At 60.7% G+C, this 17,946-nt stretch carries 15 protein-coding genes; 3 read left to right on the top strand and 12 right to left on the bottom strand.

Annotated features, from left to right (window positions below; genetic code table 11):
- Positions 1 to 67: 67 nt before the first annotated feature.
- On the bottom strand, positions 68 to 559 hold the full coding sequence (locus OO25_RS01795; protein WP_040173130.1) for a MarR family winged helix-turn-helix transcriptional regulator: 492 nt from the start codon (positions 557 to 559) through the stop codon (positions 68 to 70).
- Between the two features lie 166 nt (positions 560 to 725).
- Between OO25_RS01795 and mnmH the strand changes: the two genes are divergently transcribed.
- Positions 726 to 1,787: a tRNA 2-selenouridine(34) synthase MnmH gene (mnmH, locus tag OO25_RS01800; protein WP_040178198.1), complete on the top strand. Its 1,062-nt coding sequence runs from the start codon at positions 726 to 728 to the stop codon at positions 1,785 to 1,787.
- A 36-nt stretch (positions 1,788 to 1,823) separates the two neighbouring features.
- On the opposite strand, the gene selD is transcribed toward mnmH, so the two are convergent.
- The 7 genes from selD to OO25_RS01835 form a co-directional block, all read right to left on the bottom strand.
- The gene (selD, locus tag OO25_RS01805; protein WP_040178199.1) at positions 1,824 to 3,983 is read right to left on the bottom strand and encodes a selenide, water dikinase SelD; all 2,160 of its coding nucleotides are present in this window, start codon (positions 3,981 to 3,983) and stop codon (positions 1,824 to 1,826) included.
- Between the two features lie 89 nt (positions 3,984 to 4,072).
- Positions 4,073 to 4,453, bottom strand: a complete 381-nt coding sequence (locus tag OO25_RS01810; RefSeq protein WP_040173140.1) for a Na+/H+ antiporter subunit G — start codon at positions 4,451 to 4,453, stop codon at positions 4,073 to 4,075.
- A 9-nt stretch (positions 4,454 to 4,462) separates the two neighbouring features.
- A complete protein-coding gene (locus OO25_RS01815) occupies positions 4,463 to 4,732 on the bottom strand; it encodes a K+/H+ antiporter subunit F (protein WP_014874349.1) in 270 nt (89 codons plus the stop codon).
- Positions 4,729 to 5,226, bottom strand: coding sequence for a Na+/H+ antiporter subunit E (locus OO25_RS01820; RefSeq protein ID WP_014879732.1), 498 nt, complete (start codon positions 5,224 to 5,226; stop codon positions 4,729 to 4,731). Before OO25_RS01820 ends, OO25_RS01815 begins: the two co-directional genes overlap by 4 nt.
- Positions 5,223 to 6,791 (bottom strand): monovalent cation/H+ antiporter subunit D, encoded by a 1,569-nt coding sequence (locus OO25_RS01825; RefSeq protein WP_040178201.1) that lies wholly within the window; start codon positions 6,789 to 6,791, stop codon positions 5,223 to 5,225. The genes OO25_RS01820 and OO25_RS01825 overlap by 4 nt, the downstream gene beginning before the upstream one ends.
- Positions 6,788 to 7,141: a Na+/H+ antiporter subunit C gene (locus tag OO25_RS01830; protein WP_040178202.1), complete on the bottom strand. Its 354-nt coding sequence runs from the start codon at positions 7,139 to 7,141 to the stop codon at positions 6,788 to 6,790. Before OO25_RS01830 ends, OO25_RS01825 begins: the two co-directional genes overlap by 4 nt.
- Before the next feature lie 2 nt (positions 7,142 to 7,143).
- A complete protein-coding gene (locus OO25_RS01835; RefSeq protein WP_040178203.1) occupies positions 7,144 to 10,005 on the bottom strand; it encodes a monovalent cation/H+ antiporter subunit A in 2,862 nt (953 codons plus the stop codon).
- Positions 10,006 to 10,269: 264 nt separating this feature from the next.
- Here OO25_RS01835 and OO25_RS01840 point away from each other — a divergent pair, with 264 nt between their 5' ends.
- Both OO25_RS01840 and OO25_RS01845 read left to right on the top strand, forming a co-directional pair.
- Complete coding sequence (locus OO25_RS01840) at positions 10,270 to 10,833, top strand: rhodanese-like domain-containing protein (protein ID WP_040178204.1); 564 nt, start codon at positions 10,270 to 10,272, stop codon at positions 10,831 to 10,833.
- On the top strand, positions 10,833 to 11,705 hold the full coding sequence (locus OO25_RS01845; protein WP_040178206.1) for a PHB depolymerase family esterase: 873 nt from the start codon (positions 10,833 to 10,835) through the stop codon (positions 11,703 to 11,705). The genes OO25_RS01840 and OO25_RS01845 overlap by 1 nt, the downstream gene beginning before the upstream one ends.
- Before the next feature lie 106 nt (positions 11,706 to 11,811).
- Here OO25_RS01845 and mdoH read toward each other — a convergent pair whose 3' ends face one another.
- From mdoH to OO25_RS01865, 4 genes are read right to left on the bottom strand one after another with little or no spacing between them, the layout of a single operon-like run.
- Positions 11,812 to 13,722, bottom strand: a complete 1,911-nt coding sequence (gene mdoH / locus OO25_RS01850) for a glucans biosynthesis glucosyltransferase MdoH (protein WP_040178208.1) — start codon at positions 13,720 to 13,722, stop codon at positions 11,812 to 11,814.
- On the bottom strand, positions 13,719 to 15,242 hold the full coding sequence (locus OO25_RS01855) for a glucan biosynthesis protein (RefSeq protein ID WP_040178209.1): 1,524 nt from the start codon (positions 15,240 to 15,242) through the stop codon (positions 13,719 to 13,721). The genes mdoH and OO25_RS01855 overlap by 4 nt, the downstream gene beginning before the upstream one ends.
- Positions 15,239 to 16,510, bottom strand: a complete 1,272-nt coding sequence (locus OO25_RS01860) for an OpgC family protein (RefSeq protein WP_040178211.1) — start codon at positions 16,508 to 16,510, stop codon at positions 15,239 to 15,241. The genes OO25_RS01855 and OO25_RS01860 overlap by 4 nt, the downstream gene beginning before the upstream one ends.
- A gap of 23 nt (positions 16,511 to 16,533) precedes the next feature.
- Positions 16,534 to 17,898, bottom strand: a complete 1,365-nt coding sequence (locus OO25_RS01865) for a tetratricopeptide repeat protein (protein ID WP_040178212.1) — start codon at positions 17,896 to 17,898, stop codon at positions 16,534 to 16,536.
- Between the last annotated feature and the right edge of the window lie 48 nt (positions 17,899 to 17,946).

A 17,946-nucleotide genomic window follows, 5' to 3' on the forward strand; every position in this document is an offset into this window, starting at 1 on the left:
GTCGGGCCATCCAGTCGTTCGTAATTTGCCGATATTATTCGGCCCCTTGGGCGTTATGGGAGTTTAGTTAGTCGTCTTTCAGCGGGGCTGCCGGCGCCCGGTGCGGTGCGCGGCGCAAACGGTCGCCGACCTGCGTAGCCTTCGTCAGTAGTGTGGTCATCTGCACCTGCTCGGCGGGGCTGAGGCCGGTCAGAATATCGGTCTGCAATTCCTCAACAATCGGCAGGGCGCGGCGCAGCAGAGAATGCCCGCTGTCGGTCAGCGTCACCACCCGAGCGCGCCGATCCGTCGTTGAGACATCGCGCTGGATCAGCGCCTTGGCTTCCAGCCTGTCAATCACCTTGCCAAGCGTCGCCCGATCATAGGCTATGCGGGCGGCAATCGTCGCCTGATCTACACCGGGTTCATGGGCCACGGCTTCGATAGCGGCAAACTGAACCGGGGTCAGGTCTATGTCATTGCGTGCCATATGGTCCGCAAACAGCGCTACAGATATTTGGTGCAATCGCCGGATCAGATGGCCCGGGAACTGCAAGGTATCTACCGGTGGCTCTGGCATGTCCTACCTCCCGTTGGACAAAAGGATCCCGTGCACATCCGGCAGGGCCGGGTGCGGTGGAACAAAAGATAGAATTTCAAACGAATCTTCGAACCATAATAAAATGTTTACAGGGCGAAGGGAATGCGACTTTTCCTTACGTCCGTGGCGCTGTAGATCATCGGATATGACCATTCGTTTTACATCGCTATCCGAAATACTTGAACAGGACTACGATTGTGTCATTGACGTGCGGAGTCCCGCCGAATTTGCCGAGGATCACTGGCCGGGTGCCATCAACCTGCCGGTTCTGGACAATGAAGAACGCGCTGAAGTCGGAACGATCTACGTTCAGCAAAACCCGTTTTTGGCGCGCAAAGTGGGTGCGGCCAAAGTGTTTCGCAATGCCGCTGATCATGTTGAACAGCGGCTAAGCCATCATTCCGGTTCCTGGCGGCCACTGGTCTATTGCTGGCGGGGTGGTCAGCGCTCGGGCAGCTTTACCTGGTTGCTGCAACAGATCGGTTGGCGCGCCGATGTGGTTGAGGGCGGCTATCAAAGTTACCGCCGCCTGGTGAATGACTATCTATATACTACCGAACTGCCGCATCGTTTTGTGGCGCTTGATGGCTATACTGGCACCGCGAAAACCGACATTCTGAAACGGGTTCAGTCCCTTGGTGGGCAGGTTTTGGATCTGGAAGGGCTGGCGCATCATCGCGGCTCACTGCTGGGCGATCACCCGACGCCGCAGCCGAGCCAGAAGGCGTTCGAGTCTGAAATAGCTGGCCAGTTGGCGCGGATGACACCGGATCGCCCTGTACTGGTGGAGGCAGAATCCAGCAAAATTGGTGCGCGGATCATTCCGCCGCGACTGTGGTCAGGAATGAAACGCGCCCCGAGAATTGAGATTGAGGCCTCCATTGCTGCGCGCTGCCGCTACCTGTTGGCGGGGTACGACGACATCCTGTCCAATGGTGACATGCTGCGTGTCCGGTTGGATGGGTTGCGGGCGCATCGCTCCAACGCTGTGGTTGATGGCTGGTTGCAGTTGATTGATGCAGGCGACAAACCAGCGCTGACGGAGGCGTTGATGGTGCAGCATTACGATCCGGCCTATCAGACTGCGCGCCGGAGCATTGGTGCCGATGTTGTCGCGACACTTCGGGCCGGGGATCTTGGGGAGGCTGATCTGGACCGGCTGGCCGCAGATCTGCTTGGTGAACTTGATCAATTGTCGCTTGGATAACCTCCCGTGCCGGAGGTCTGCAACGCTACACCCACCTTAGGCGAGGGTAATCGCGCCTGCCTTATCTGACATATGGCCGATGATGGTGGCATTTGGGGCATGGGTGCGCAGTTGCGGCAACAGGGCTTCTGCCTGCCTCACGGGGAGCGCAGCCAGCAGGCCGCCGGCCGTTTGCGGATCAAACAACAGATCCTGCACGCCACCGGTGGAAATCTCCGGCAACTGGGCGGCGTTTTCCGCAAACAGAGAGGACCGGATCCCCCGTGCCGACAGGGCAGCCGCACCGGGCAGATAGGGGATCGCATCAAGACGAAGCTCAGCGCCGAGCTTGGATGCCTCACATATCCCAAGGAGATGCCCCAGCAACCCGAACCCGGTCACATCCGTCATCGCATGGGCACCGCACAGCAGCTCAGCAGCCCGACCTTGCGGCTGGCTCATGGAGGTCAGGGCCCCCGCCACGACCACGCCATCAGCAGCCCCGGTCATTTCAGCGGCCATGATCACACCGGTGCCAAGCGGTTTGGTCAGGATCAGCGCATCTCCGGGCTGCGCGCCGGCCAGGGTGATGGGCTGCCTGTGACAGAGCCCGGTGACACTAAACCCGATGGTCAGCTCATCCCCGACAGAGGTGTGGCCGCCAACGATATCGGCCCCCGCGTCGCGGATGATCTCACCGGCGGCGACCATGATTTCATGCAGGGTCCGGGCCTGCAGCTCCGGTGACAGTTTCGGCAGGATCAGATTGGCGGTTGCGGCTTGCGGCGCGGCGCCCATGGCCCAGATATCGCCAAGCGCATGCACCGCCGCGATCCGCGCCATCACAACAGGGTCCGCAGTAAAAGCCCGCAGGTGATCGGTGCTGAGAACCTGTTGCTGCCCACCAGTCATCAACAGCGCTGCATCATCACCGGGCAGGGGCGTGATATCCGCGCGCCGCACCTCTGGCGCTGAACTGAGCGTGGCCTTCAGCGCGCGAGCGCCAACCTTCGCGCCGCAGCCACCGCACATCGGCTTTTCTCCAAGTACCTCGGGCAGGTCATGGGTGTGTTCCGGGGGCAAATCCGGGGTTTCCATCTGCGGAAGGTCGCGGAACTGCGCCATGAAGGTCTGATCAATGTGGTCTTTCCACCGCCAGATCCAACTGCCGGAGAAGGTCTGGCCGAACCGTTCGCCCACGGCACTCTTGTCGCCCATGGAGATCAGTTTCAGATAGTCCTTTTGCGGTTGATACTGGCGCAGCGGATCCTTGGTCAGGCTGGCACGCAGATTGTGGTAAAGCACCGGCGCCTGACGCACCGCGTAAACCCCGGCCTTGGGGCGCGGATCCGTGCTGAAGTGGGCGCAGTCGCCGCTGGCAAAGACACCTGTCTGGCTGGTTTGCAGGGCGCTGTCCACGCGGACAAAACCATGGTGCAGGCCCAAACCGCTATTGGAAAGCCAGGCATACGGGCGCGCGCCCGCCGCGCCTGTTGTGAAATCGGAGCGGATGGCCCGGCCATCATCCAGCACCACATGGGCGGCTTCAATCTGTGTGATCGTAGCCTGCTCAATCACGGTAACACCCAAATCATGCAGCGCTTTTCGCAGCCGGGCCTGAGCTTTGCTGCCTGCGTCATCAAGGATGGTGCCACGGTCAATCAGCGTGGCCTGGGCCAGTCGCCTGCGGGCGCGCAGGGCATGGGCCATGGCGAGGATCAGTTCCACCCCGGCCACGCCACCGCCGATCACCGCAACATGGGCCGGGCCATTTCCCTCCAGATATGTAGCCCAGCTGGCGGCAAAGCGGCCCAGCGGCTTGGCCGGGATCGCGTGGTCCTTGAAACCGGCCATGTCCGGCATCGCGGACGTGATGCCGAGATTGATCGCTGCAACGTCGTAGGCAATAGGCGGGCGGCCTGCGACATGTACCTGTCGGGCGTGTGTATCGATGTGTTCCGCAGCCCCGAGAATAAGCCGCGCCCCTGCGAAGCGCGCCAGCTTCACCAGATCAATGTCCAGCGCGCCCCGATCATAGTGCCCGGCGACGAAGCCGGGCAGCATCCCGGAGTAGGGCGCGGTGGGGCCGGGGTTGATCACGGTCAAACGCGCGCCTGCCAGGGGGCGCATTCCCCATTTGCGCTGCACCAGCGCATGCGTGTGCCCGCCGCCGATCAACACCACGTCTTTGGTCAGGGGGAGGGGGGCTGCATGCATTGTTGTCGTCCACCGGGCTGCGCAGGGTCACCCGGACAGGCTGCGTCCCGGATGAAAGACCCCCGCCGAAAGGGGCGGGGGGTGTTTGGTCAGACCTCAGGCCCGATCACCTCGTTCTCGGGCTTCTTATGGGTTGCCCAGATCTTGTCCTCGCCCGCGTCCGGCAGGCTGTCTGGTGTGTCATGGCGGTGGATATGCACCTTGGCAATGAAATTTGCCGTGATCGGGGCGGTCAGGAACAGGAACAGCGTGATCATGAGTTCATGCACCGACAGGTGGTGCTCATAAACCGCTGCATGGGTCATTGAGGCCAGCAGCACACCGCCGACGCCCAGCGTTGTTGCCTTCGTTGGCGCATGCAGCCGCGACATGCGGTCGTTGAGTTTCAGCAGGCCAAAGGAGCCGACGATGCCGAACACCCCGCCGATCACGAGAAACCCGGCAATGACAATGTCAAAGAATTGGTCCATGGTCTCTCCTCACTCGATGATATTGCCGCGCAGGATGAACCGCGCATAGGCCACAGTGGAGACAAATCCCAGCATGGCGATGATCATTGCCGCCTCAAAGAAGATCTCAGTCCCAAGCGCCAAGCCATAAAGCACCATAAGCGCGATCGCGTTGATGAACATGGTGTCCAGAGCAAGGATCCGGTCAGCAACATCCTCGGCCGAGACGACCTTCCAGAGGTTCATCAGCAGCGACAATGCAAAGCAGACGAACGCAAAAATTGCAGCAGTTTCGATCATTCGAAAATCTCCTTCAGGCGACGTTCGTAGCGGTCTTTGATGTCGTCGCGCACCGCCTCCGGATCGGGCGCATCCAGGCAATGCACCAGCAGCGCATGGCCCTCGGCCGAAAGGTCCGCCGATACGGTGCCCGGGGTCATTGTGATTGTTGCGGCCAATACCGTGATTGCCTCAGGTGTGCGCAGCTCCAGCGGCACAGTCACCCAATTGGGGTGACGGCGGGAATTGGGTTTGAACAGCACGATTTTGGCGACCACCAGATTGGCAACCACAATATCGTAAAGCACGATGAGGACATAGCCGATGATCTTCATCGGGCCTTTCATCTTCAGCTGTTGCGGCCAGTAGGGCTGCGTCAGGAAGGGGATCAAAACCCCCAGCATGAAGCCAAAAACCAAGGAGTTCAGTGACCAGCCGTTGACCAGCAGCAGCCAGGTCACAGTCAGCACCAGTGTTAGGATCGGGTGCGGCAGTATGCGGCGCATCAGCTTCATTTTGAGGCCCCCCCGAGGACGGTTTCGATATAGGCGGTCGGCGTGAACAGCTGGGCCGCGGTTGCATCGGCATAACGCGTCATCGGCCCGGCAAAGACGGTGAGCATTACAAGTGCGGTCATCAGGGCAAAGCAGACAACCAGCGGCAGAACCGGTGCCGCCGCAGGGGCGGCAGTTGCCTCTCCGTCAAGCAGGTCGTCGTCCTCAGCATTTGCGACTGCATCAGGATCAACATCGCTGTCCGGCAAACCATGGCTTTTCCAGAAAATCAGCGTGCCAGCACGGGCGAGGCCTATGATCGTCACCAGAGAGCCGATCAGGATTACCGCCCAGATCCACCAGACCAGATCATGATCCCGGGCGGCGTCCATCACCAGCAGTTTGCCGATGAAGCCGGAGAGCGGCGGCATCCCCGCCAGCGCAATCGCAGCGACAAAGAACATCACAGACAGAAGGCCGCTCTGCGGCATCAACCGCATCGCCGCAACCGCGCCGCCCTGACGCTCCATCACCTGATCGGCTATCAGGAACATCAGTGCTGTCGCCAGCGTCGAATGGACAATGTAGTAGAGCGCGGCGCCAGTGGCAGCCGGGGTAAACAATGCGATGGAAATCAACAGCGTGCCCATCGATGTGATCGCGCCAAAGGCCACCAGCCGTCCGATCTCACGAGAGCCGAGGACACCAACAGCCCCGACCGCAAGCGTCAACAGCGCCGCAGGCAGCAGCCAGTCGCCAACCAACCCTTCGGTGATTGCGACGTCCGGGCCAAAAATCAGGGTGTAGACGCGCAGGATCGAATAGGCGCCGACCTTTGTCATGATCGCAAACAGGGCAGCAACAGGCAGGGGCGCATGGCTGTAGGAGGCCGGTAACCAGAAATGCAGCGGCAGAACCGCAGCCTTGATCGCGAAAACCAGGAGCAGCATTACTGCGCCCACTCTAAGAAGCGCGGTTTCTTCGGCGGACATCTCGGCCACACGGACCGCCAGATCCGCCATGTTCAGCGTGCCAGTGACGGCGTAGATGGTGCCTAGGGCAAACAGAAACAGGGTGGAGCCCAAGAGGTTATAGACCACATATTGCACACCGGCCTGAAACCGTTTGGCACCGCCCGCGTGGATCATCAGCCCGTAGGAGGCAATCAGCAGCACCTCGAAGAACACAAACAGGTTGAAGGCATCCCCGGTCATGAAGGCCCCCAGAATGCCCATGATCTGGAACTGGAACAACGCGTGGAAATTAGCACCACGGGAATCCCAACCGGTGCCAATCGCATAAAGCACCACCGCCAGCGCCAGCACCGAGGTGAGGACGATCATCATCGCCGACAGCCGATCCAGCACAAGCACGATCCCAAAGGGGGCCGGCCAGTCGCCCAATTCATAGACCTGCACGGTGCCATCCGCGGCTTGCGCGGCCAGCGCCAGCGTCAGGCACAGCACCAGTACGCTGCTGGCAACGGAAAAGATCCGTTGCAGATCCAGATGGTAGCGCAGCACCATGATAATAAAGGGTGCGACAAGGGCCGGCAGGACAATCGGCGCAATCACAAGGTGGTTCATGCGTCTTCTCCTGCTTTCGCATCGTCGTCGCTGAGGTTGATCCGGTCATCCTGCGACGACAGATAGGCCCCAAGCGCGATCATCACGACAACGGCAGTCATGCCAAAGGAGATCACGATCGCGGTGAGCACCAGCGCCTGCGGCAGTGGATCGGTATAGGCCACCTCTTTGTATTTGTTGAGGATCGCAGGCGCATTGGTCATCAGGCGGCCCGTGGCAAACAGGAACACGTTCACCGCATAGGACACCAGCGACAGCCCAAGAATAACGGGAAAGCTGCGACGGCGCAGGATCAGGTAGATGCCGGCCGCGGTCAGAACGCCCACGGCCGAAGCGACTAGAATTTCCATAATCAGCCCTCGTTCTCGGTCTTGGCCACATCATCGCGGGCCGGGTTGATATCCATCGCATGGGTGCTGTCGGTCCCCGGCTGCCAGGCAAAGCGCGACAGGCTCTCCAGCGCCAGCAGAACCGCGCCGACAACGGCCAGGAACACGCCGAGATCAAACAGCGCCGCAGTGGCCCATTCGAACTCCTCCAGCGGTGCCCAATGGATGTAGCCAAAGGCGCTGGTCAGGAACGGCTGACCACTGAACCACGACCCCATACCGGTTGCGGCGGCAATCAGCACGCCGGACCCGATGATGCCATGGTAGGGGTAGCGCTGCCGCTCGGTCGCCCAGGCAAAGCCAGACGCCATATATTGCATAATGACAGCAATCGCTGCGATCAGACCGGCGATAAAGCCACCGCCGGGCAGATTGTGCCCCCGGAAGAAGATATAGGCCGCCACCATCAGTGCCAGTGGCATCATTACGCGGGTCGCCACCACCATCATCATCGGATGGGAGTCACCGGCCTGTGGAAGATCCGGTTTGCGGTTCAGCAGATAGGCCCGCACGCGGGTGCCCAAGACCGCTTCGGTCAGGGCAAAAATCACCAGTGCAGCAATCCCCAGCACGATGATCTCGCCAAAGGTGTCAAAGCCCCGGAAATCGACCAGGATCACATTGACCACATTGGTGCCGCCGCCGCCCTTGTAGGAGTTCTCAAGGTGAAAGCCGGAAATCGTCTCGCCGATGAAATCACGGGTCATGAGGGCATAGATCAGCCCGCCGACGCCCAGACCTGCGATGCTGGCAATGGAGATATCGCGCAGACGGGCACCGCCGGAGCTTTCGACCGGGGTTTCTTTCGGCATGAAGTTCAACGCCAGCAGCATCAGGATGATAGTGACCACCTCGACCGAAATCTGCGTCAGGGCGAGATCCGGGGCCGACATGTAGTTGAAGCCCATGGAGACCACGAGACCAACAACGCCAATCAGCACCAGTGCCAGCAGGCGATTTCGGTGCATCGCGACAAGGAAACCGGTGGCGATCAACAGGCTGGCCCAACCGAGGATCGGGATCAGGCCCACATCCTGAAGGGTTCGTGTCGGCGCGGCTAATGTGCCGGATTGGTAGGCGTAGTAGGACAGCGCCGCGGTGAAGGTGATCATGATCCCGCCATACCGCGGCATAGAGCCATTGTGCATCCCGTCGGTGATCCCGCGCGCGAGGCGGGTCAGGGCAGCAATCAGCGCCTCGAAAATCACCTTTGCCTCAGGGCGCGGAGTGGCATCCCAGAGACGCATGAGCGGTTTGTGCAGCATCAGCAGCACCACACCGCCAACAACCGCCGCCATCGACATATAGAGCGCCGGGGTAAACCCGTGCCAGAGTTTCAAAGAGTAATAGGGCAGTTTCTCGCCACCGATGACCGCAGAGGCTGCTGTGGCCACAAGTGGCCCGACAATCTTCGCCGAGAACAGGCCGATCAGCACTACCAGACCCACAAGGAACGCAGGCGCCAGCCACATACCGGCACCCGGATCATGCGGGGTCGCCGGATAATCATCTCGTTTCGGACCGAGGAACACATGGGCGATAAACCGGAACGAATACGCCGCAGAGAACAGCGCCCCCAGCAGCGCGAGGCCAGGCACCAGATAATGTGAGCCAGCCCAGGCCGTGTGTACCGTCTCCTCGAGCATCATTTCCTTGGACAGGAAGCCGTTAAAGGGCGGAATGCCGGCCATTGACAGCGCTGCAACCGTCGCAATGGCAAAAGTGATCGGCATCAGGTGCCGCAGGCCGCCAAGACGCTTGATGTCACGTGTATGGGCCTCGTGGTCGACAATGCCTGCACTCATAAACAACGCCGCCTTGAAGGTCGCGTGGTTGATGATGTGGAACACTGCAGCCACCGCCGCAAACTTGGTGCCAAAGCCCAAGAGCATGGTGATCAGCCCCAGATGGCTGACGGTGGAAAACGCCAGAAGCGCCTTGAGATCATCCTTGAACAGGGCGATGATCGCACCCAGCACCATGGTGATCAGCCCGGTTGTCGCAACGATATAAAACCACTCAGGCGTGCCGGCCAGAACGGGCCACATCCGCGCCATCAGGAACAGACCTGCCTTCACCATCGTGGCGGAGTGCAGATAGGCGGATACCGGGGTGGGCGCCGCCATTGCGTGGGGCAGCCAGAAATGAAACGGGAACTGGGCTGATTTTGTGAATGCGCCGATCAGGATCAGGATCAAGGCGGGCAGATAAAGCGGCGAGGCTTGGATGACCTCCTTCGCGCCGAGGATGACGGTCAGGTCATAGGATCCAACGATATTGCCGAGGATCAGCATGCCACCGATCATGGCCAGACCACCCGCACCGGTGACAGTCAACGCCATGCGCGCGCCCTGGCGCCCTTCCGGCAGATGTTTCCAGTAACCGATCAGCAGAAAGGAGCTGAGCGAGGTGAGTTCCCAGAAAATCAGCAGCAACAGGATGTTATCGGATGTGACAATACCCACCATCGCGCCCTGAAACAGCAGAAGATAGGTGTAGAAATTGCCCATCGGATCTTCGCGCGACAGGTAAAACCGCGCATAAAGGATGATCAGCAGGCCAATACCAAGGATCAACCCCGCAAAGAGGAAGCCTAGCCCGTCAAGAAAGAAGTTGGCGTTCAGCCCCAGGGCGGGCAGCCAGTCGAATTGCGCCTGAATGACCTCCCCGCGCATCACCGCCGGGGCGTGCAGCATCAGTCCGATGAGTGCGAGCAATGTTGTCAGGCCTGCCGCCGATGCCGAGGCATTGCGCCCGGCACGGATCAATAGCGCGGGGAATACCGCGCCCAGAAAGGGCAGGGCTGCAATCAGGAACAGGGACACGTGCGGTTCTCCTCCATGCACAGGGCCAGATCGTTTGCTGCCTAAGCAATTTTTCGCAACTGTGCCAGCCCCGACCGCGCCTGCAAACCCTGCAAAAGCGGCGATCAGGTTAGTTTTTTGCGCGCCGCACCGGTTTGATGCGATCTGGTGTCAGGTTGACAAGAACTTGATCACCGTGCGGGATGTCTCATGCTGAACACTATGCAGGAACCTGCTAGGTCTTGGATCATGTAGGACGGCGCCTGCAGTGAGGGGAGAGGCCAGATGTCGCATTCTCAATCAAAACGGTCAGATAATTCCAATCCTCAGTCCGAAGGCGGCGACGGCACTCCACAACTCACGTCCGGGCTGGGCGGTTCTGTGATTTCGCGGCGTCGGTTCCTGCGTGCCGGTGTAGCTGTCGGCGGGTTGGCCGTTGCGGGTGTCGGTGGATATGTCTGGTGGCGCCGCCAGCCCCCAGACCATGATTTGCCGCGTCTGACGGTGGAGGAGGCCTTTGCAAAAGCCAAGGCAGATGAGCTGATCCTGGTGGATATCCGCACCCCGCGCGAATGGCGGGCGAGCGGGGTGCCCGTTGGCAGCCATCAGATTGATATGCGGCGCGACGATTTTCTGGCGGCGCTTGATCAGGTTACCGGCGGCAATCGCAGTGCGGCGCTGGCGCTGATCTGCGCGCGCGGCGTGCGTTCGGCCCGTGTGACCCTGGCGTTGGATGCGGCGGGGTATTCCAATGTCATGGACGTACCGGAGGGCATGCTTGGCTCTGCCGCTGGTCCGGGCTGGTTGCGCAGCAATCTACCCGTCGCCCGCTGGACGGGGCAGGGCTGATGCGGCCCGCGATTGTGCGCGCTGGTCGCTTGTGCTTGGGTCTTGCTGTGGCGCTGTCCGGTATCTCACTCGCATCTGTGGCCGTGGCTGAATGTGGCCCACGGGGTGATGCCTGTCAGATTAAGGAGGGGGATTATCACATCATCCTGCCTGACACGCCACCTGACACGCAACCCGGCGCGGCAATCCCGGCAGTGATGTTTCTGCACGGCTATGGCGGCTCGGGCGAAGCCGCCCTGCGCAATCAGGCGATGGTCGATGGTCTGACCGGGCGCGGCTATGCGGTCATCGCACCCACGGCGCTGCCCCGCAATCCCGGCGGCCCCCGCTCTTGGGCGTTTTTGCCAGATTTCGGTGGCCGTGACGAATCTGCCTTCTTCGACGCAGTTCTGAAAGATGCCGAAAAGCAGTTTAACATCGACCGAGAGTCGATTGTATTATCAGGATTTTCCGCAGGTGCCTTCATGGTCAGCTATCTCGCGTGTTCGTCACCTGATCAGTTCCTTGCCTATGCGACGGTGTCGGGCAGTTTCTGGCGGCCTCAACCAGAGAGCTGCGCAGGCCCAATCCGCCTGATGCATACTCATGGATGGGCGGATGAGGTGGTGCCGCTGGAAGGGCGCTACCTTGGAAACAGGCGCTTTCAGCAGGGCGATATCTTTGCCGGGCTGGAGTTGTGGCGGGATACCAACGGGTGCGACACACATGCGCCAAGCCGCAGTTGGTCCGCTGGCGGTCAGCTGCGGCGTCGCTGGGACTGCGGACCGAACGCGGATATCGAATTGGTGCTGTTTGCGGGCGGTCACCGGGTGCCACGGGATTGGGCCAACTGGCTGGTGGATTGGGTCGAGAACAGCGCACTGTCGCAATGAGGGAACAGGTTTCGCAGCTATATTGATGTCGATATTTCAATAAAAATACCCTGAGAAATTTGCTAAAATCTCTCAGGGTTTACGTATTCACACAATTTCGGGCGTGTCACTCAGCTGCGGTGCGATGCGTCGGCACGGTCTCCAATGCCATGCGCAGCCGATTGCGTCGGGCGCGAGCGATGCGGGTGATGCGGGGTTCTTTGTGGACTTCGCGTGTTGCCAGAAGGGCCTTGGCAAAGCGCTGCAACGGCACACCAGAGAGCGCCGACAGCGGTACCGCCAGCACCAGCGATAGCGCGATCGGCAGCAGCCAGACAGAGACCACACCCGCCAGAATACCGCTCCAGAGGGCAATCCCGCTGACAGTTTCCAGCGCATGGCACGTTATCAGCGTCCGCCAGGAATAGCGGCCACCGTCGCGTGCCTGTGGCGACCAGCCTTTTTGCAGGCCGAAGGTGGTGCGCAGCACAGCAATCATCTGCTGTACCATCAGGATTGGCGCATAAAGGACCGCAAGTAGGATTTCCACGAACAGCGACAGGGTAAACCGACCTGCGCCACCATATTCGGAGAACCGGCTGCCGGTCATCGGCAGGGCGACAACAGCCAGCAATTTTGGCGCCAGCAACATGGCATAGATCAGCAGGATCACCAGCACGTGGCGTGGCTCTGACATGTCGGGCCAAGACGGCATCAGCGGATTGGTTTCGCTGAAGTAGGTGAGGACAGAGGCCTCTTCGCCGCGTCCGATCAGTGCCCAGATCACCAGCAACGCGAACCAGACCGGTGCCATCAGATAACCGATGGCCCCATGCAGCAGATGGAACCGCGACAGCGCGCGAAAGCCCTTGGCGTTCAAGAGGTTCAGGTGCTGCAGGTTGCCCTGACACCAGCGCCGGTCCCGTAGCACGTGATCAATCAACGTCTGCGGTGTTTCCTCGTAGGAGCCACGGATACGCGGCAGGAACTGAACACTCCAGCCTGCGCGGCGCAGAAGGCCCGCTTCGACGAAGTCATGGCTCATGATCAGCTTCTCACCGCCAAAGACCGAGCGCAGCGGTGGCAGCCCTGCGCAGGCGGCAAAGGCGCGGGTGCGGATGATCGCGTTATGGCCCCAGTAGTTGCCCTCATGCCCGGCCCAGCGGGCCAGCCCCTCGGCCAGCGCCAGACCGTAGACGCCATTGGCGAATTGTTGCATCCGGCCAAAGACTGACTGCGCGCCGATCAGCTGCGGGTAGCTCTGAATGAGGCCCGCGCCGGGATCGCGGGCCAACGCGTCCGCCAGATGGGCGATGGCGCGTCCCGTCATCAGGCTATCGGCATCCAGCACCAGCATGGCGTCCCAACCCGCGCCCCACCGGCGCACCCAATCGGCGATATTGCCAACCTTGCGGCCGGCGTTATCTTCGCGGCGGCGATAGTAAAGCTGGGTTCCGGCAGGCAGCATCGCACGCAGAGCCTCTACGCTGGCGCGTTCTTGCGCGGCGATGGCGTCATCGCGGGTGTCGGACAGGATGAACATTGCATAGTCATGAACCCCGCCACGGGCATGCAGTTCTTCCAGCATCGACTGGGCATTGCCCAGCACATACCAGGGCACCTCATTGTAGATCGGCATCAAGAGCGCGACCTTCATCCGCTGCGGGCGGCCTCGTCCCAAGGCGCGCGGCCGTTGCGAAAGCCCCCAGAGGCCTAGAAGAACGGTCGAAACCGAAAAGCAGATCCAGAAAAAGTTGAAGGAAATCAGTACCAGAAGCGCGATTTCCAGGGTGGAGAACCCGTCAGCGGCAAACCAGTCCTTCATCCCCCAAGTCAGCAGGCCAGTTGCCGCCATCGCCGGGGAAAAGGCCAGCACCCGCCAGAGCGCGACTTGCCCTTGCGTTGCCTCACCCGTCTGTGCGGATGTGGGGATCCGGTCAGCAAGAGCAGGGCAGGCCTGATCCTGAAAATAGGCGCCGAAGTTCTGCTCCGGCATGGCCAGTGGCTGTTCCGGTGGGGTCAGTGAAAAATTGGTCATTTGGTCCACCGGTATAGCCAGACTTCCGAGGCGGGCTGACCGTCCTTGCGCAGCTCTGCGCGCAGTTCGACATGATCGCGCTCGCCCGGATCAAAGGCAAACGCCAGCCGCAAACCGCCGGTTTCCGGGTTTTCCTGCAATACGCCTTCGGTCGGGGTGACATGGGGAGAGGTGATATGCGCCTCAAGATCATCCACACCGCCCGCAAACATCGGGTGGGCAGCAAAATCGATGGTCATGATGCGACCGGGATCCCCGAAGATCCGCGCGCCAGCCGCCGTGTTGATCACCTGTGGCACAGATAGGTCCGGACCATCGCCCCAGGTCAGGCGGTAGTCGATATTGATTTCGGAACCGGGCGCGTAGCTCTCACGTGGGCGCCAATAGGCGACGATGTTATCGTAGATTTCTTTGTCGGCCGGGATTTCCACCAATGTGACCGCGCCCTTGCCCCAATCGCCCTTCGGCTCCACCCACAGCGCCGGGCGCTGGTGATAATGGGCCTCCAGATCTTCGTAGTCCGACAGCAGCCTTGGGCGCTGCATCAGGCCAAAGCCACGCGGGTTTTCATCGACAAAGGAAGACAGTTGCAGCGTTTTCGGGTTGGCCAGCGGCCGCCATAGGGTTTCGCCATTTCCGTTGACCACCAGCAACCCGTCGCTGTCATGGACTGCGGGGCGGAAATCATCAAACCGGTTGCGGTTGGTCTGATCGAAGAGGAACATCGACGTGAGTGGTCCAAGCCCGATATTGTCCAGCTCTTCGCGGGCAAAGAGGCGCGCCTCGACCTCCATCACGGTGTTCTGACCGGGCAGGATATCGAACCGGTAGGCACCAGTGACCGAAGGGGAATCCATCAGGGCATGGACCACCATATTCTTTTGCCCCGGTACTGGAGCTTCGAGCCAGAACGATATGAATTCAGGGAATTCTTCACCCTTTGCGGTGGCCGTGTTCACGGCCAGTCCCCGTGCCGACAGCCCATAGGTATGGGCGGCCCCGATGGCGCGGAAGTAACTCGCCCCTTGAAAGACGCAGAACTCGGTTTTCTTGCCCGGTTCTTTCAGATCGGTGCGCAGGCGAAAGCCGGAATAGCCAAGGCTGTCGTCAATGCTGAGATCAGGCGCCTTATCGGTTTTGTCAAACAGGGACAGATCAAAGGCCACCGGCTGTGCCAGGCCATTTTCGACGGTGAAAATCTCTACCGGGCGGGGGAAGTAGAGCCCCGGCAGGAAGAAATCGACGTTGTAACTGCGCGGGGTTTTCGACCAGAGCGCGTCACGGCTGCGGAACCAGCGGGTCTGATAGTCCTCATAGCTTTGCTCTTGCCAGTCCTGCGGAACGCTGGCGCGGGGCGCATAGGGGGCGGCTGCGAGATCGCGGGCAAGGGACACCACGGTTTCGCGCGAAAAGGCAGGGCCACCCGTCGCCGATGCGGGCGATGTCAGCGCCCCAAGCGCAAACGGAGCGGTGCTGGCCAAGGCCGTTGCCAGAAAGGTGCGTCGCGAAAATGCTCTCATCTCTTGGTTTTCCATGGATGCGATTTGAACCAGGCAGCGATATAGGCGCAGCCAATGATCAGGCCAAACCCTGTGAGGTTGAAAAATGCGGTTGTCAGGACAGACCGGTCCGTCAGGTCCATGGCAAAGCCAAGGAGCCGTGCCAGTGCCATTGAGAAGACAAAGACCGCAAGCGATTGCTGACCGACCTTGGTGATCAGCGACAGGAGCACGGCCCAGATGCGGGCCGCCGTTGACTGGCCGGATGCGATCAGGCGTCGACCACCTTCACCAGCGATCACCCAACCGAGATAGGCCAGCGACAAGAAGTGCCCAAAGCGCAGCAGGCCAAAGTCGGTTTTCTCCCGCCATTCCGCCGTCTGCTTCCAGGTGGGACGGATGAGGTCGGCAAGATCCTGGTTCCAGGCCTCGACCCAGAGAAAAACCTTCCAGGACCCAAACGGGGCAAGCAGGACAAGGTAGGATGCGGCCACGACCACCAGCACGCGGGAGACGGGCGGGGCTGGCAGCCAGCCCTTCATAAAGGCAAAACCGGTAAAGAACAAAAGTTGCCAGCCAAAGGGATTGAAGAACCATTCCCGGCTGGACCAGGGTTCAGCCGAGAGCGACAGCCCATCCGGTCCAAGGCCGATCATATAGGGATTGGCGAGCAGCCAGATCCCGATTGAAGCGGCAGCCACCGCCCAGATCCCGATACGTTCCAACCCCATCATCAGCGGCATCAGCGCCAGAACAACCAGATACATCGGCAGGATGTCGAAATAGTTCGGCACATAGCTGAGCGTCATCAGCCCGACCAGCTGCGGCACCGGGTTTTCAAAGAACGGGCGCAGATTGAGCGAGGCGATATAGCTTTTGTCGAAGCTGCCATAAAGATCCAGCGCCGCCATGCTGGTCGCGATAAACACAAACAGCCCGATATGGGCCCAGAACACCTGCCAGCAGCGAAACAGAACCCGTGCGCTGCCCATCAGCCATCCCTGACGGCCAAAGGTACCACCAAAGGCGATGGCCGAGGCCATGCCGGAACAGAAGACAAAGATCTCTGTCGCGTCGGAGAAGCCAAACCGCGCCGGGATCCATCCGGTCCAGCGGTTGCCCGGGATATGGGCGCATAGGATGATGAACATCGCTATGCCCCGGTAGAAATCCAGACGTGGATCACGGGGTGCACGCGGCTGCACGTCCGATTGCGGGGCAACCGGGCGATTGGCCACTGGTGTGGTCTCGGTGCCCTTGGCACCGGGAAAGGGCGAGATGGTCGCCATAGGCTGTCGTGTCCTTACTTCGGTTATTCTGCCGGGACGCTTTGTGCGCCTGGCGCACCACGTCCGGCAGCGATCAGGGCGCGGCGCGCCTGGGCATAGCTGTCTTCGGCGCCACCTCGCTGGGCCCGCCGTTCGTTGAGAATAGCCTCCACCGCATCCAGACGGCCCGCCCGGAGGCCTGCATCAATGGTCACGCGCTCAAAGACGTCCCGCTGGGCATGGCTGCCACCGGCCAGTTGCAGCGAACTGCGGCCCGTCGCCAGATATCCAAAGGCTTCGCTGTAGTTGCCTTCACCAAACGCCTCCAGCCCCAGCGCGAGACCACATCCGGGCGTTGCCATGCGGGCATCGCTTTCACTTGCGCCGCGACGGGCGTCGGCATGAATGCGTTGCACCAGCTGACCGGTCTCAAGTTTGCGATCATCCCCAACCAGCGCCAGCAGATAATGCAGGTCAGCAAAGATCAGACAGCCATCCTCGGTGCGGTTGGCGCAAAGCTCGGCCAGTTCTTCCCAGCGATCGCCAATGGCCACGCCCTCCAATTCCAGCCGCATCAGCAGTGAGGTGGCGTTGGAGATGTCGCGGTAATCATCGGTTTTATCCTTGCGGATCTCATGATCATAGAGCGCCAGAACCTGTTCGGTTTGGCCTTGATCCAAGTGCATTAGCGCTTTGTGCCACCAGACGTGGTAGCGGAAATTGTTGCAATGTGCCCAGGCCTCCTCGCGCCCGGTGAGCCAGTCCAACCCGGCGCGTGAATTGCCTGTCATGTCATGCACATGGGCCACGGCGTGCAGGCCCCAGGCATCATCCGGCGCCATCCAGAGCGCCTGTCGGCCAGTCGCGTCGGCCAGATCATAAGCGCCGGTCTCCTCAAGCGAGAAAGCATGACAGCCAAGCAGATATCCCCGCCCTGCGTGATCAGGCGCATAGGCAGGCAATACGCGTTCAATGGATCGACGCATGCCCGTGCTGTCACCGAGAATGAAGCGGATCGCATGGCTCAGTTTCATCGCCAGCGCATCCTCCGGGTGGCTGCGCAGCACCGTCTCCATCTCGGCAATTGCAGCGGAGGGACGCCCCTCTAGCCAAGCTCCAAGTGCTGCAATGTAGTGACGCTCGCGCGGGAGGGCGCCGTCTTCGGTGGCCCTGGCGGCGGCATAGGCGTCATGGGCGGCCTGCATCAGCTCTGCCCGGCCCAAGAGCAGGACAAACATGCCCTTGGCAGCCTGCGCCAGTGCAAACTCCGGGGCGGTGTCCAGCAGGGCACCGAGATGTGTTGGCGCCGCAGCGGCATGTGACAGAACCCCCATCTGTACGGCGTTCCAGTTCTTAAGAGCTGCGGCGTCTGTCAGACTGGTCTCTTGGCCGAATATGTCTTGCATCATCGTTTGTCCGATCCGTGTCAAAAACGAAAGCAGTGGCGCTTTGTCGTC

It is taken from the genome of Phaeobacter sp. S60 (assembly GCF_000826845.1).
GTDB classification, from domain to species: Bacteria; Pseudomonadota; Alphaproteobacteria; order Rhodobacterales; family Rhodobacteraceae; genus Phaeobacter; species Phaeobacter piscinae.